At 69.3% G+C, this 15,227-nt stretch carries 14 protein-coding genes; 11 read left to right on the top strand and 3 right to left on the bottom strand.

The annotated features are described in order from the left end of the window. Window positions 1-80 precede the first annotated feature (80 nt). Window positions 81-887, top strand: coding sequence for a sugar phosphate isomerase/epimerase family protein (locus tag ACFVWL_RS01140; RefSeq protein ID WP_387177533.1), 807 nt, complete (start codon window positions 81-83; stop codon window positions 885-887). Continuing rightward, a complete protein-coding gene (locus ACFVWL_RS01135) occupies window positions 887-2,041 on the top strand; it encodes a Gfo/Idh/MocA family protein (protein WP_387177532.1) in 1,155 nt (384 codons plus the stop codon). Before ACFVWL_RS01140 ends, ACFVWL_RS01135 begins: the two co-directional genes overlap by 1 nt. Window positions 2,042-2,072: 31 nt before the next feature. Here ACFVWL_RS01135 and ACFVWL_RS01130 read toward each other — a convergent pair whose 3' ends face one another. Then, window positions 2,073-3,266 carry an ROK family protein gene (locus tag ACFVWL_RS01130; protein ID WP_387177530.1) on the bottom strand — a complete coding sequence of 398 codons (1,194 nt, stop codon included), beginning with the start codon at window positions 3,264-3,266 and terminating at the stop codon, window positions 2,073-2,075. Between the two features lie 114 nt (window positions 3,267-3,380). Here ACFVWL_RS01130 and ACFVWL_RS01125 point away from each other — a divergent pair, with 114 nt between their 5' ends. From ACFVWL_RS01125 to ACFVWL_RS01090, 8 genes are all read left to right on the top strand, one after another. Next, window positions 3,381-4,490, top strand: a complete 1,110-nt coding sequence (locus ACFVWL_RS01125) for a Gfo/Idh/MocA family protein (protein ID WP_387177528.1) — start codon at window positions 3,381-3,383, stop codon at window positions 4,488-4,490. Next, on the top strand, window positions 4,487-6,007 hold the full coding sequence (locus ACFVWL_RS01120) for a sugar ABC transporter ATP-binding protein (protein ID WP_387177526.1): 1,521 nt from the start codon (window positions 4,487-4,489) through the stop codon (window positions 6,005-6,007). Before ACFVWL_RS01125 ends, ACFVWL_RS01120 begins: the two co-directional genes overlap by 4 nt. Continuing rightward, window positions 6,004-7,098, top strand: a complete 1,095-nt coding sequence (locus ACFVWL_RS01115; RefSeq protein WP_387177524.1) for an ABC transporter permease — start codon at window positions 6,004-6,006, stop codon at window positions 7,096-7,098. Before ACFVWL_RS01120 ends, ACFVWL_RS01115 begins: the two co-directional genes overlap by 4 nt. Further along, entirely contained in the window at window positions 7,095-8,174 is a 1,080-nt protein-coding gene (locus tag ACFVWL_RS01110) for an ABC transporter permease (RefSeq protein WP_387177522.1), read from the top strand. Before ACFVWL_RS01115 ends, ACFVWL_RS01110 begins: the two co-directional genes overlap by 4 nt. Window positions 8,175-8,176: 2 nt before the next feature. Next, entirely contained in the window at window positions 8,177-9,385 is a 1,209-nt protein-coding gene (locus ACFVWL_RS01105; protein WP_387177520.1) for a substrate-binding domain-containing protein, read from the top strand. Between the two features lie 79 nt (window positions 9,386-9,464). Then, complete coding sequence (locus tag ACFVWL_RS01100; protein ID WP_387177518.1) at window positions 9,465-10,316, top strand: sugar phosphate isomerase/epimerase family protein; 852 nt, start codon at window positions 9,465-9,467, stop codon at window positions 10,314-10,316. 41 nt (window positions 10,317-10,357) lie between these two features. Next, the gene (locus ACFVWL_RS01095) at window positions 10,358-11,365 is read left to right on the top strand and encodes a sugar phosphate isomerase/epimerase family protein (RefSeq protein ID WP_387177516.1); all 1,008 of its coding nucleotides are present in this window, start codon (window positions 10,358-10,360) and stop codon (window positions 11,363-11,365) included. A gap of 11 nt (window positions 11,366-11,376) precedes the next feature. After that, window positions 11,377-11,670 carry a Dabb family protein gene (locus ACFVWL_RS01090; protein WP_387177514.1) on the top strand — a complete coding sequence of 98 codons (294 nt, stop codon included), beginning with the start codon at window positions 11,377-11,379 and terminating at the stop codon, window positions 11,668-11,670. 25 nt (window positions 11,671-11,695) lie between these two features. On the opposite strand, the gene ACFVWL_RS01085 is transcribed toward ACFVWL_RS01090, so the two are convergent. Both ACFVWL_RS01085 and ACFVWL_RS01080 read right to left on the bottom strand, forming a co-directional pair. Further along, complete coding sequence (locus tag ACFVWL_RS01085) at window positions 11,696-12,694, bottom strand: NYN domain-containing protein (protein WP_387177512.1); 999 nt, start codon at window positions 12,692-12,694, stop codon at window positions 11,696-11,698. Between the two features lie 2 nt (window positions 12,695-12,696). Continuing rightward, window positions 12,697-13,683 carry a Gfo/Idh/MocA family protein gene (locus tag ACFVWL_RS01080; protein ID WP_387177510.1) on the bottom strand — a complete coding sequence of 329 codons (987 nt, stop codon included), beginning with the start codon at window positions 13,681-13,683 and terminating at the stop codon, window positions 12,697-12,699. A gap of 105 nt (window positions 13,684-13,788) precedes the next feature. Here ACFVWL_RS01080 and ACFVWL_RS01075 point away from each other — a divergent pair, with 105 nt between their 5' ends. Next, entirely contained in the window at window positions 13,789-15,201 is a 1,413-nt protein-coding gene (locus ACFVWL_RS01075) for an NtaA/DmoA family FMN-dependent monooxygenase (protein ID WP_387177508.1), read from the top strand. The last annotated feature ends 26 nt before the right edge of the window (window positions 15,202-15,227 follow it).

Here is a 15,227-nt window from a genome sequence, read left to right as displayed (position 1 = left end):
GTGTGGAGGTATTTGGTGGTAGCGTGCCTGCACGGGACCGCTGTCCCGCCACGTCACCGATGACCGAAGGAGCACGACCGATGACGATTCGGACTTCCCTGCAGCTGTTCACGATCAAGGACGAGCTGGAGGCCGACCTCGAATCCTCCCTCGCGGCGGTGGCCGCCCGCGGCTTCACGGCCGTGGAGCCCTATGACTTCGTCCGCCGCGCCGAGCCTCTCGCCGCCGCGCTGACCGCCGCAGGACTGGTCGCCCCCTCCGGGCACGCTTTCCTGGCATCGCCGTCGTTCGTGAACCCCGACGGCAGCGGCACGACCGTGCCCGTCCCGTCGCCCGCCGAGGTCTTCGCCGCCGCGAAGGTGCTGGGTATGGACACGGTCATCGATCCCTACACCGAGCCTGCGCGCTGGGAGTCGGTCGCGCAGATCGAGGAGACCGCACGGCTGCTGAACGAGGCCGCCGAGATCGGGGCCGCCGTCGGTGTCCGCGTCGGCTACCACAACCACGCGCACGAGCTGGAGGCGGTGTTCGACGGCGTCACGGGCCTCGAGATCCTCGCAGGCCTCCTCGACGACCGAGTGGTGCTCGAGGTCGACCTGTACTGGGTGGCCCGTGGCGGTGTGGATCCCGTCGCGCTGCTCGAGCGTCTGGGCAGCCGCGTGATCGCCGTGCACGCCAAGGACGGCACGCTGGACCCTGCGCTCGCAGGAGCCTACCCGCCCGCCGACCAGGTGGCCGCGGGCGACGGTTCCGTGCCGCTCGTCGAGGCCATCGCCGCAGCTCCCGCCCTCGAGCTCGCGATCGTCGAGTTCGACCACTACGACGGAGACCTGTTCGACGCCATCGAGCGCAGCCGCGTCTACCTCGACGAGAAGGTCGCCGGCTGATGGCGGTCGGCACCCGTCCGCTCGGGGATGGCCCCGTCGGCGTCGGCATCATCGGCGCCGGGAACATCAGCGATCAGTACCTGTCGAACCTCACGACGTTCCCCGACGTCCGCGTCCTCGCGATCGGCGACCTGCTCGAGGAGCGCGCGAAGGCGCAAGCCGAGAAGTACGGCGTCCCGCGTGCGGGTGGCGTCGACACGGTGCTCGACGACCCGGAGATCGACATCGTCGTGAACCTCACGATCCCGGCCGTGCACGTCGAGGTCTCCGAGGCGATCATCGCGGCCGGCAAGCATGTCTGGACGGAGAAGCCGATCGGCGTCAGCCGTGAGGAGTCCCGTCGGCTGCTGGAGAAGGCGGATGCGGCCGGGCTCCGCGTCGGCGTCGCCCCCGACACCGTCCTCGGACCGGGCGTGCAGACGGCGAAGCGGGCGATCGCGCGCGGCGACATCGGCCGTCCGCTGTTCGCCCAGACCACGTTCCAATGGTCCGGCCCGGAGATCTTCCACCCCAACCCCGCGTTCCTCTACGCCAAGGGCGCGGGCCCGCTGCTCGACATGGGTCCCTACTACGTGTCGGCCCTGGTGCACGTCTTCGGCCCGGTCGCCTCGGTCGCGGCCCTCGGGCTGCAGGGCACACCGACGCGTCGCGTGCAGGTCGGCGAGCTGGCGGGTCAGGAGTTCCCCGTCGAGATCCCCTCGACGCTGAGCGTGCTGATGGACTTCGAGCAGGGCGGTCAGGCGCAGAGCGTCTACAGCACCGACTCGCCCGTCATCCGGCAGGGGATCGTCGAGATCACCGGCACCGAGGGCACCATCGTGATCCCCGATCCGAACACCTTCGGCGGCGCGATCTCGATCACCCGACCGCTCACGCGCCTGTTCATCCCGCCGGAGCCCGTGCAGCAGGAGATCATCGACGTCGCGCAGGAGGGTGTGCTCTCCGGACGCGGAGTGGGACTGCTCGACATGGCCCGCTCGATCGCCGCCGACCGTCCGCACGTCGCCACCGGAGACTTCGGCTACCACGTGCTCGACACGCTCCTGTCGATCGAGGAGGCCGCCGAGTCGCGCAGCTTCATCGAGGTCGAGAGCACCCTGGATCAGGTCGGTTCGCTCGCCTCGGACTTCGACCCGTTCGAGGCCACGCTCTGACAGCGGCCGATCGTGGCGGCGGAGGTGCCGATCAACGCGCCTTCGCCGCCACGTAGCGGTCCACGCTCGCGGGGGAGAGCACCTCTCGAGCGACCATGATCGCCGCTCCGAGGACGGCGGCGCGATCACCCGCCTGGGACTGCACGATCGCGAGATGCTGGGTGGCCAGCGGGATCGACCGTCGATACACGACTTCGCGTACCCCCGCCAGCAGGTGCTCTCCCGCCCGAGCGATGCTGCCGCCCAGCACGATGATCGAGGGGTTCAGGAGGTTGACGACGGTGGCGAGCACCTCGCCGACATCGCGCCCGGCTTGACGGGTGGCCTCGATGGCCGCGGCGTTCCCCGCGCGAACAAGTTCGACGACGTCCGAGGCGCTGTGCGCGTCGAGTCCTTCGTCACGGAGGGCGATCGCGAGCGCCGAGCCGCTGGCGAGAGCCTCGAGGTCGCGATCATCGCCCGGCTCGCGGGTCGATCCCGCGCCCGTCGGCACCTGCACATGGCCCATGTCCCCGGCGGAGCCCTGGGCGCCGCGCTGCAGCTGGCCTCCCGCGATGATGCCCGCGCCGATCCCGGTCGACACCTTGACGAAGATCAGATCGTCGACGTGGGGCCAGCTCGTCGCCTGCTCGCCCAGGGCAAGGATGTTGACGTCGTTGTCGACCAGAACCGGTACGTCGAGGGTCTTCTGCACGTAGGCGGGGATGTCGAAGCGGTCCCACCCCGGCATGATCGGCGGATTCGTGGGACGCCCCGTGGAGTGCTCGACCGGGCCGGGGACACCGATGCCGACGCCGACCAGGGGGAGTCCGTCGGCCGTCGAGCCGAGCAGTTCGGCCCCGTCGGCGAGGATCGTGTCGAGCAGGGTCTCCGGGCCGTCCCCGATGTCGATCGTGCGGGTGCGCGCGTCGAGGATGACACCGGCCAGATCTGCGACCGCGACCGTCGCATGTGTCGCCCCGAGATCGACTGCCAGCACCAGGCCGGCCCGCGGGTTGAAGGCGACGCGGGCGGGAGGGCGGCCGCCGGTTGATGCCGCCTCGCCGGCGGGGCGGAGGAGGTCGGCGGCGAGGAGCGCATCCACGCGGAGCGCGACGGTGGACCGGGCGAGTCCGGTCAGCGCGGCGAGCTCGGCTTTCGTTCTGGCGTCCCCATCGCGGAGGATCTGGAAGATCTCTCCGGCACCGGAGGAGCTCGCCGGAACCGGCCTCAGAGCGTCAACCATTGCGTCAGTAAACCACAGGACTTCGGCGTCTCGGTGATTGACTTCGGATTCGTCGCAGACAACTTTTGACGAACCTCTAGCAAAAGTCGGAAGGTCTGTGTCAGAATCAGCCGCATGACAACGGATGTCACTGACACCGGTCTCGGGACGATCCGAACCGGCATCCTCGGCGGAGGGTTCATGGCCCGCGTGCATCGCACCGCGGCGCGAGACGCCGGTGGTGAACTGCGTGCGGTGGCCACCCGCTCCGCCTCCGGAGGCCGCGACGCGGCTCAGGCTCTGGGCGCCGATCGGGCGGAGAGCGATGCCGCAGCACTGCTCACGGCCGCAGACATCGACGTCGTGCACATCTGCACGCCCAACGCCACTCATGCCGCGCTGGCACTCCAGGCGCTGAACGCGGGCAAGCATGTCGTGTGCGAGAAGCCGCTCGCGACGACTGCCGAGGACGCCAAGCTCCTCGCCGACGCCGCGGCCACCGGGGGGCGGGTCGCCGCTGTGCCCTTCATCTACCGCTACCACCCGATGGTGCGTGAAGCCAGAGCCCGGGTCGCCCGCGGAGAGGCCGGTGACTTGCTCACCCTCGACTGCTCGTATCTGCAGGACTGGATGCTCCTCTCGAGCGACGACGACTGGCGCGTGCGCTCCGAGTCGGGTGGTGCTTCCCGTGCGTTCGCCGACATCGGATCGCACCTGTGCGACCTGATCGAGTTCGTGATCGGCGAGCGGATCCGCGCCTTGAGCGCACGCACCCGGAGGGTCTTCTCGGAACGGTCAGGGCATGCCGTCGACACCGAGGACATCGTCGCCGTGCTTATCGAGACGGAATCGGGTGCCCTCGGCACGCTGCTCATCTCGCAGATGGCCGCCGGCCGGAAGAACGCGCTCACGCTCGAACTGCACGGCTCGCGCCAGAGCCTGCGCTTCGAGCAGGAGCGCCCGGAGGAGCTCTGGATCGGCATGCGCGGGGAGTCGCGGCTGCTTCTGCGGGACCCGGCCGCATCCGCGCCGGACTCTGTGCGACTCCAGCGCCTCCCGGCGGGGCACTCGATGGGCTACCAGGACGCGTTCAACGGATTCGTCGCCGACGTGTACGCGGCGATCGCCGGGGCAGAGCCCGATGGGCTTCCGACATTCGCGGACGGATACCGCTCCGCCGTGTTGACGGAGGCCGTGCTCGCCTCGGCGGCGGACAGCGGTCGATGGGTGGAGGTGGCGGCATGATCACGACGACACAGCCGGTCCTGTCGGTCTCCGGCATCCGCAAGTCGTTCTTCGGCGTCGAGGTGCTCAAGGGCATCGACTTCGACGTGCGGCCGGGCGAGGTGCACGGTCTCGTCGGCGAGAACGGTGCCGGCAAATCGACCCTCATGAAGATCATCGCGGCCGTGCAGTCGGCCGACGACGGCGTGATCTCCTACCGCGGGGAACAGGTGCATCACGCGCACCCGCGGCAGGCGATGGATGCGGGCATCGTGACGGTCTTCCAGGAGTTCACGCTGCTGCCGGAGCGCACTGTGGCCCAGAACGTCTATCTCGGACGAGAGCCGCGTCGCGCCGGCTTCGTCGATCAACGAGCCATGAACACCGGAACGGCGGAGCTGCTGGCCGATCTCGGCGTCTCGTTCATCGAACCACAGGCGCGCGTCGGCTCGCTCACGGTCGCGGAGCAGCAGATCGTCGAGATCGTCAAGGCACTCTCGTTCGATGCGCAGGTCATCTCGATGGACGAGCCGACCGCCGCGCTCAGCGACCGCGAGGTCGAGCTGCTCTACGCGATCATCCGCCGGCTCACCTCGCGCGGTGTCGCCGTGATCTACGTCTCGCACCGGCTGAAGGAGATCTTCGACCTGTGCGACCGCATCACGATCCTCAAGGACGGCGCACTCGTGTCGACCGATGAGACCGCCGCCCTCACGACCGACGAACTGGTGCGGCGCATGGTCGGCCGGTCGATCCGGTCGTACTTCCCCGATGCGCTCGAGGGCACGACGGTGGGAGAGCCGCGGCTCGAACTCGACAGGTGCGGCAACGCCTACGTCGATGGGGTGTCGCTCACGCTGCGCGCCGGGGAGATCATCGGTATCGCAGGGCTGCAGGGCTCCGGGCGCACCGAGCTCGTGGAGGGGGTGTTCGGCATCCAGGCGTTCACGCGGGGCGCGATGAGGATCGACGGGACACCCGCGCGGATCACGAGTGCGCGGGCGGCCGTCCGGGCCGGGCTCGCACTGGTGTCGGAAGACCGCAAGGCGCAGGGCCTCGCCCTCGGGCAGTCGATCCTCGACAACGCCCTGCTGGTGGTGCGGAGCGTCTTCGCCGGTCGCACCGCCGCGTCGCGCCGTGAGGTCCCCGGTGTACTGAGCTCTCTCGAAGTCAGCTCGCAGAGCGTCGATCAGGAGGTGCGCTTCCTCTCCGGCGGCAACCAGCAGAAGGTCGTGCTGGCCAAGTGGCTGCTCACCCAACCGCAGATCGTGCTCTTCGACGAGCCGACCCGCGGTATCGACGTCGGAGCGAAATATGCGGTCTATCAGCTGATGCGCGAGCTCGCGCACCAGGGAAAGGCCGTGCTGATGGTGTCGAGCGAACTGCCGGAGGTGATCGGCATGAGTGATCGGATCCTGGTGATGCACGACGGTGAGCTCGTCGCCGAACTCCCCGCAGGAGCGGCGGAGCACGAGATCCTCGGAGCAGCGACCGGCGCGAGCGATCCGGGCTCCACGGCGGACGGAGGTGCGCGATGAAGCGCCTCCGCATCGACTCGACCGTCATCGTGCTCGCCATCCTGCTGCTCGTGATCGTCGTCGGAGCGGTGCTCGTCGGCACGGTCGGGCGCAACTTCCTGAGTCCGGGCAACATCCGCGACATCCTGACGGGCATGAGCGTGCTCGGACTGGTCGCGATCGGTCAGACGCTCGTGGTGCTCGGCGCCTCCCTCGATCTCTCGGTCACCTATGTGGTCAGCCTGTCGAGTCTGCTCGCGGCGACCATGATGAATGGAAACGCGGGCAACATCCCCCTCGCCGTGATCGGCACCCTGCTCGTGTGCGCCGGCATCGGGCTGGTGAACGGGCTCATCGTGACCGTCCTCAAGGTGAACGGCTTCATCGCCACGCTCGGTGTCGGCCTCATCCTGCAGGGCATCCTCAACACGAACTTCGAAGGCTCCGCCGGCAACGTGCCGTGGGCGTTCCAGCTCATCGGCGCCACAGGCGTCGGCCCCATCCCGGTGTCGACGCTGATCATGATCGTGCTCGCCGTCGTCGTCTGGATCCTCCTCAACCGCACCCGTACCGGCGCCCACCTCTACGCGGTGGGCGGCGACCCCGAGATCGCGCGACTGTCCGGCGTCCGCATCCGGATGCCGCTGATCTGGGCGCACGTGCTGTGCTCGGTGTTCGCGGGACTCGCCGGCCTGCTCCTCGCGAGCCGCCTCGGCGTCGGCAGCCCGACGGTCGGTCAGCAGGGTGGCTACGCGCTTCTCTCCATCGCGGCCGTGGTGCTGGGCGGGACTCTGCTGCTCGGCGGACGCGGATCGGTGTGGGGCACGATCGGCGGTGTCGCGATCCTCGCGGTCGTCGACAACGTCATGAGCGTCATGCAGATCAATCCGTTCCTCAAAGACGTGGTCCGCGGCGTGGTGATCGTGGCCGCCGTCGCCGTGTACAGCCGTCGCTCGATCATCCGCCGCCGTCCGCGCTTCGGAGCCGGGGGCACGCGCACCGGTGGTGACGACGCCGCCAAGGCCGCCGAGCCCGAGATGGCAGCCGCGGTCTCACAGCTCGCCGACGCCACTCCCGATACGCGCACTGCTGCGGAAGGAGGGCGCTCATGAACGCACTGCGCACACTCGTGAGCCCGCGCGGGGCGGTGTTCCTGCTGCTGGTGCTCCTGCTGGTGGCCGTCACGATCCTCAACCCGAGCTTCGCCGAACCCGGACAGTTCATGCGCTTCATCCAGCGCGTCGCCCCGATCGCCATCGTCGCGATCGGACAGTACTTCGTGATCATCGCCGGCGAGTTCGACCTGTCACAGGGATCGCTCATCACCGCACAGGTCATCATCGCCGGCAACCTGGTGGGGCAGGACGACTCCCGCACCATCCCTGTGCTGCTGCTGATGATCGTCTTCGCGGTGGCCGTCGGGCTCGTGAACGGTCTGATCACGACCCTGCTCAAGGTGCCGTCGTTCATCGTGACGCTCGGCATGATGCTCGCGCTCCTCGGCGGGGTCATGTGGTGGACGGGGGGAGCGGCCACGGGAAACCCGGCCGACAGCTTCCGCGAGATCGGCCGCGGCGGAATCCGCGACGTGCCGTTCCTCGATTTCATCCCCTGGGCCGTCCTGCTGCTCATCGTCTGGCTCGCCCTGGGCATCTGGATCACCAAGCGCCCGTTGGGCAAGACGCTCATCGCGGTCGGCGACAACGCCCGAGCCGTCGACTACGCCGGTGCCCGTCGGGCCTGGGTGACCACGCGCGCGTTCATCATCTCGTCGCTGTCCGCCTCGCTCTCGGCCGTGCTGCTGGTCGGATACGCCGGCGTGCACCCCTCCGTGGGGCGGGGCTACGAGTTCACCGCGATCACCGCCGTCGTCCTCGGCGGCGTCGTGCTGGGCGGTGGCCGCGGCTGGATCGTCGGCGCGGTCGCCGGCGCCTTCGCCCTCGAAGCGTTGTTCATGCTGCTCAACATCGCCGGCGTCCCCTCGACGCTGCGCGATGCCGTCCAGGGCGTCATCATCATCGCCGCCGTCGCATACTCCGCCGTCGCCTTCCGGGCGCGACGCCGACGCGGCCCGCAGTCTTCTCCCGATCAGGGGAAGGAGCAGATCCCCCCACCGGGGACCCCTGCTCGAGAGTCCGCTTCACCTGCCCTCGCCTCCGGGGGCCACACAGAAACCAGAGGAGATTAGCAATGCGACGATCAATGAAGATCGCCACCGCAGGGGTGGCTCTCTTCGGCCTCATCGCGCTCGCCGGGTGCACGACCGACCCGTCTGTTGCGCCGGTGGAGTCGGACGATCCCGATGCGACGGCGGAGACGACCGAATGGTTCGACCAGGAGCTCTTCGACAAGCAGGACGAGGAGCGCGGGGTCGATCCGCAGGGACCGGCCGGTGAGCCGTACCTGCAGCACATCAACGCCGAGATGGTCGACACGTCCGAGTTCGCCAGCGAGGGGGCCAAGAAGGCCTGCTTCGCGAACGCCTCGATCTCGAACCCGTGGCGTCAGACCGGGTGGATCACGATGAACCAGCAGCTCAAGGCGCTGCAGGACGTCGGGGCCATCAGCGACATGGAGACCCGCGACGCGAAGGACTCCGACGACACGCAGATCGCCGACATCGACTACTTCATCTCGGAGGGCGGCTGCGACGTCTTCCTCATCTCGCCGAACAGCACGGCGGCGATGACACCTGCCGTGGAGCGGGCGTGCGACACGGGCAAGCCGGTCATCGTGTTCGACCGCGGCGTCAACACCGACTGCCCCGTCACGTTCATCCACCCGATCGGCGGCTTCGCCTGGGGCATCGACACGGCGGAGTTCCTGATCGACAACCTCGAGAAGGGCGACAAGGTCGTAGCCCTCCGCATCCTCCCGGGCGTCGACGTGCTGGAGCACCGCTGGGCGGGAGCCGAGAAGCTCTTCGACGAAGCCGGCATCGAGGCCGTGGACTACTTCACGGGTGCCGACCCTGCCGAGATCAAGAGCATCATCAGCGACGAGCTGGCCAAGGGCGACGTCGACGGCATCTGGATGGACGCCGGTGACGGCGCGGTCGCGGCCATCGAGGCGTTCGAGGACGCCGGAGCGGACTACCCGGTCATGACCGGTGAGGACGAGATGAGCTTCCTCCGCAAGTGGAAGGACACGGGTCTGACCGGACTCGCGCCGGTGTACTCCAACTTCCAGTGGCGCACTCCGCTGCTCGCGGCGCAGATGATCTTCGCCGGCACCGAGGTGCCGAAGGAGTGGGTGCTGCCCCAGAAGCCGATCACCGAACCGGAGCTCGACGACTACCTCAAGGCCAACGAGGGCATGCCCGACGGGCACTACGCCAAGTTCGGCGGGGAGAACCTTCCCGGCTACCCGACGGTCTGGCAGGAACGACAGATCCCGTAAGGGAAGTGCGCTCCCGCCCTTCCGCTCCGCACCCGTGGAGTGGGAGGGTGGGAGCGCCTTCACGATCAAGAGGACAACGATGCCCCGCACGATCGCCGTCAACACCTGGGTGTGGACGTCTCCGCTGACCGACGCCACGCTCGAACCGCTCGCCCGCAGAGCCCTGAGCCTCGGGTACCAGGCACTGGAGCTGCCCCTCGAGAGCGTCGGCGACTGGGACCCGGCGCGGGCGAGAGACGTGCTCGACACGGTCGGCCTCGGCGCGATCGTGGTGGGAGCCATGGGCCCCGGTCGTTCGCTGCTGGCCAGCGCCGGCGACGTCGGCACGACGCGGGACTACCTCCGCGCCTGCATCGAGGCCGCGCAGACACTCGGCGCACGAGTCGTGGCCGGTCCGTTCTACGCCCCGACCGGAGTGACCTGGCGGATGGATGCGGGGGAGCGCGCCGCGGCCGTGGGGGAGCTGCGCGAGAATCTGGCCGCGCTCGCCGAGGAGGCCGCAGCGGCCGGCATCGCCCTCGCGATCGAGCCGCTGAACCGCTACGAGACCAGTGTGCTCAACACGGTCGAGCAGAGTCTGGACGCGCTCGGTCCATTGCTCGGCCCCGGGCTCGGACTCGCTCTGGACACGTACCACCTCAACATCGAGGAGAAGAGGCCCGACGACGCGATCCGCGCGGCCGGAGCGGCGATCACCCACGTGCAGGTGTGCGGCAGCGATCGCGGCGCCGTGGGCGACGACCATACCGACTGGCCGGGCATCCTCCGCGCTCTCGATGACGCCGACTATCGAGGTCCGCTCGGCCTGGAGAGCTTCACCGGGGAGAACGCCACGATCGCGGTCGCGGCCTCCGTCTGGCGTCCGCTCGCCCCGAGCCAGGACGAGCTCGCCGCGCGCAGCATCGCGGCGCTGCGCGCCTTCGGCACCTGAACCCGCACGACCTCGAACGAGTCCGAGACGAAGGAGTCCTCATGACGAGTCACCCGGTCACCCTGTTCACCGGTCAGTGGGCCGATCTGCCCTTCGAGGAGGTCGCTCGTCTCGCGGCGGAGTGGGGGTACGACGGCCTCGAGGTCGCGGCCTCCGGGGATCACCTCGACCTGCAGCGCGCCGACGAGGACGACGCCTATGTGGCCTCGCGCAAGGAGATCCTCGACCGGCACGGCTTGAAGATCTTCGCCATCTCGAACCATCTCGCAGGTCAAGCCGTGTGCGACGCACCCATCGACTTCCGCCACCAGGCCATCCTGCGCGACTACGTGTGGGGCGACGGCGAGGCCGAGGGAGTCAGGCAGCGGGCAGCCGACGACATGAAGCGGGCGGCACGGGTCGCACGCAAGCTCGGCGTCGACACCGTGGTCGGGTTCACCGGCTCGTCGATCTGGCCGTACCTGGCGATGTTCCCGCCGGTTCCGGCCGCTGTCATCGAGGGCGGGTTCGAGGACTTCGCCCGACGCTGGAACCCGATCCTGGATGTCTTCGACGGCGAGGGTGTGCGCTTCGCGCACGAGGTGCATCCGGGCGAGATCGCCTACGACTACTGGTCTTCGGTGCGGGCGCTGGAAGCGATCGAGCATCGGGACGCCTTCGGATTCAACTGGGATCCCTCGCACATGATGTGGCAGAACATCGACCCTGTCGGCTTCATCGTCGAATTCGCGGACCGGATCTATCACGTGGACTGCAAGGACACCCGGATGCGGCCCCGGAATGGGCGGGCCGGCGTGCTCGGCTCGCATCTGCCGTGGGGCGACCCCCGGCGCGGGTGGGACTTCGTCTCCACGGGACACGGCGACGTGCCGTGGGAGGACGCCTTCCGTGCGCTCGACGCGATCGGCTACGCCGGGCCCATCTCGATCGAGTGGGAGGATGCCGGCATGGACCGGCTGCACGGTGCGCCCGAGGCGCTGGGATTCGTGAGATCTCTGCTGTGGCCGAAGCCCGAAGCCTCGTTCGATGCCGCGTTCAGCAACCAGTGAGAGGTCACCGCATGTCGATCCAGCACACCGTCGTCTTCCGCCTGATCCACCCGGCCGGGTCCGCCGAGGAGCGGGAGTTCCTGGCGACGGGGCACGCGGTCCTGACCTCCATCCCCGGCGTCGAGGACTTCACCATCCGCCGTCAGGTGAGCGCGAAAAGCGACCTCAGCCATCAGTTCTCGATGGTTTTCGCCGATCAGCACGCCTACGCAGCGTACGACGGGCACCCCGCGCACCGGGCGTTCGTCTCGGAGCGCTGGCTGCCCGAGGTCGCCGACTTCCGGGAGTACGACTTCGTGGAGTGATGCCGTCGATGTCAGGCTGTCGCTGTCAGGCCGCGGGCTCGCGCAGGCGGACCAGCCGTTCGTGGCCGGTCTCCTCGAGCTCCGCGATGTCGTCGCGCGATTTCAGGAAGTCGGAGAACGAGCGGTAGCCGAGGGCCTTCTCGCTGAAGGACGGATCCATGCGGCGCATGTGCGTCTTGACCGCAGAGCTGTGCAGCCACTCGTCGGCGTCGGCCTTGTCGTGACCGAGGCGCAGCGCGCGCTCCAGCAGCTGAGTCGCCACCTCCTGATCGTCGACCTTGTCCTCGACCCGGGGCTCCTCCGCCTTGGGGGCGGACTTGGCGCGCGTGCGCTTCGGGGTGGTCTTCGGCTTCGAGGCGGTCTCGGCGACGGCCTCCGTGACGGCGTCGGCGACCGGGGCAGGCGGCTCCACCACGGCCTGGGTCTTGGCGGCGACCACGGGGGCGGCCTTCACGGGGCGGACCACGCCGGGCAGCGAGTCGTACGACTCGAACTCGTCGCACGCCGCGGCCAGCGACTTGGCGGTCGAGCCGGACACCCCGACGCCGATCACGTAGCGTCCGAGGCGCTTGCAGCGCTGAGCCAGCGGCACGTAGTCGCTGTCGCCGGCCACGATCACGACGTGGGTGAGGTCGGGCAGCCGGAACATGTCCTCGACGGCGTCGACCGCGAGCCGGATGTCGGCACCGTTCTTCGCGTAGGCGGCGGCGGGGAACAGCTGCACGAGGTCGACGGCACGCGCCACGAGCTGCGAGCGGTACACCGCGTTCACGGGCGAGGACCAGTCGGCGTAGGCGCGCGTGAGCACGAGTGTGCCGAAGGAGGCCGCGTAGTCGATGATGGCACCGACCTCGATCATCGCGCGGCTCAGCCGGTCGGTGACCTCGGGGTCGTTCGGGTTCTCGCTGATCCGCTGACGGTCCTTGCCGTAGGCGTTGCGTCCGTGCACACGGTCGTACCAGGAGATGACGATGTTGTCGAAGTCGAGGTAGACGGCGACGCGGGCATCGGTGGTCTCAGCCATGATCAGACCTCCTCGCGGGGGTAGCGGACGCCGATCTGCGCTCTGATCTCGTCGAGGGTGCCCATGATCGCGACGCTCTCGGCGATCGGCAGGATGTCGCCCTCGAGGATGCCGTCGCGCACCAGTCGCTCGGCGGCGAGAGCCTGGTACTGCATGCCGCGCCCCTCGACCTCGGAGGTGTAGGTCTCCTGCACCGTGCCGTCGGGAAGCACCACCCGGAACGTGGTGGGGCTGTACCAGACGGTGTCGATGTCGATGTGGGCATCCGTGCCGATGATGCTCGCGACGTTGGGTCCCGCCGCCCGCGACGACGACAGGCTGGTCGAGATCGCCCCGCCTTCGTGGGTCATGACGGTGGCGACCTCGGAGTCGGCTCCCGTCTCGATGAGGCGGCCGACGGCGCGGATGCTGGTCGGGGCGCCGAGGATGTCCCAGATGAAGGAGATCGGGTAGATCCCGAGGTCGAGCAGCGCACCGCCGCCGAGTTCGAGCGCGTTGAGTCGGTGCGCGGGGTCGGAGGGCAGCAGCTGCGTGTGGTCGGCGCTCACCGCGCGGATCTCACCGAGGGCGCCCGCGGAGATGAGCTCGCGGATGCGGACCATGTGCGGTAGGTACCGCGTCCACATCGCCTCCATGACGAGCAGACCGCGCTCGGCGGCAAGCGCCTGCAGGTCTTCGGCCTCGGCACGGTTCAGGGTGAACGCCTTCTCGGCGAGCACGTGCTTGCCGTTCTCGAGGGCGAGCCGGGCGTTCTCGTGGTGCATCGGGTGCGGCGTCGATACGTAGATGATGTCGACGTCGGGGTCGGTCACCAGGTCCTCGTATGAGGGGTGTGCCCGAGGGATGTCGAAGCGGGCGGCGAACGCATCGGCCGACTCCTGTGAGCGGGATCCGACGGCCACGAGGTCGAGCCTCGCGGTTCTCAGATCGGACGCGAATGCGCCGGCGATACCGCCGGTCGCGAGGATTCCCCACCGAAGACCTGTCATGGTCTCAGCGTAGGGGGTGCGCCGGCTGTGACGGACTGTTACATCCCGTGACGCCCGGCATCGGGGCCGTGGCAGCGCGCCGTCGACGACTTCTACCGTGACGGCATGACCGAACCCCTCATCATCGGCGCCATGGTGCGCACCCTGGGCGCGTATCCCTCGGGCTGGCGGCAGCCCGGCGCGCACCGCGACCCCGCGGCCGACGCCGACATCCTGCGGCACATCGCGCGGGAGGGGGAGGACGCCGGTCTCGACTACCTCTTCTTCGGGGACTGGCTCGCCACGGGCCCGGACCTGGAGTTCCGCGACCCCTACCTGCTCGCCCGCATCGACCCGGTGAGCGCGGTGCTCTTCCTCGCCGGTGTGACCTCGCGGATCGGTCTGATCGCCACCGTGAACACCACCTATGCCGACCCCTACACGACCGCGCGCTCACTGGCCTCGCTCGACGTGCTCACCCGTGGCCGCGCCGGCATCAACCTCGTCACCGGGGCCGAGCCGCGCGCCGCGGGCAACCACGGTCGTGATGCGCACGCCGACAACGAGACCCGCTACGACCGGGCGGAGGAGTTCGTCGAGGCACTGCGTCGGCTGTGGGACTCCTGGGGCGAAGATGCCTGGATCGCCGATGCCGACCGCGGCGTGCTGATCGATCCGGAAGGGCTCCGCGCCGCCGATCTGCAGGGCGCGCAGGTGCGGGTCACCGGCCCCCTCAACGTCGCGCGTCCGCCGCAGGGGCAGATCCCGATCGTGCATGCCGGCACCTCGCCGCGGTCGAGGGCGCTCGCGGCCACCGAGGCCGACCTCGCGCTGACCGCCGCCCCCACGCTGGCCGATGCGCTCGCCACGCGACGACTGCTGCGGGACATCGCGGCCGAGGCCGGCAGGTCGCCGGACGCGCTCAAAGTGATCGCCCCGGTGCTCCCCGTCGTCGCGGACACGGATGCCGACGCTCGACGCATCGTGGAGCGACTGCTCGCTCTGGTGCCGCTCGCCGAGGGACACCAGGCGGCCAGAGCGGCGTTCCCGCCGAACCGCACCGTCGACGCGCTCGCCGATGCGTTCGACGTCCCGCTCGACGACCCGCTGCGTTCCGCGACCTTCGACGCACCGGTGACCACCGCCGACGCCCTCCGTCTGGGGGAGCGCGGCGCCGCACTGATCGAGCGCCTCGGTCTCATCGCGGGACTGCGCGTCTCGGGATCACGCGTCCCCGGTTCGGGGTCCGCGAACGGCGACCCCCTCACGTGGCGGCATCTCGTCGCCGCGCACGCGGTGCCGGCAGCCTTCGTCGTGGGCGATGCCCGCACGATCGCGGATCACTTCGAGACCTGGCGCGACGAGGGCGCGGCGGACGGATTCAACGTGCTGTCGGCCTTCCAGCCCGCGCAGTTCGAGGCGTTCACGCGACAGGCCGCCCCCGAGCTGCGCCGTCGTGGTCTGCTGCGAAGCGCGCAGGAGGCAGCGGGGGAGACGCTCCGCGACCGCCTGCGCATTTCCTCGTATGTCGACGCGTGACCACGCGTTTCGCCACGCGACATCCG

It is taken from the genome of Microbacterium sp. NPDC058269 (genome assembly GCF_042881445.1).
Lineage (GTDB): Bacteria > Actinomycetota > Actinomycetes > Actinomycetales > Microbacteriaceae > Microbacterium.
The sequence above is the reverse complement of the archived record's forward strand: the minus strand, read 5'-3'. Positions and strand labels throughout refer to the sequence as shown.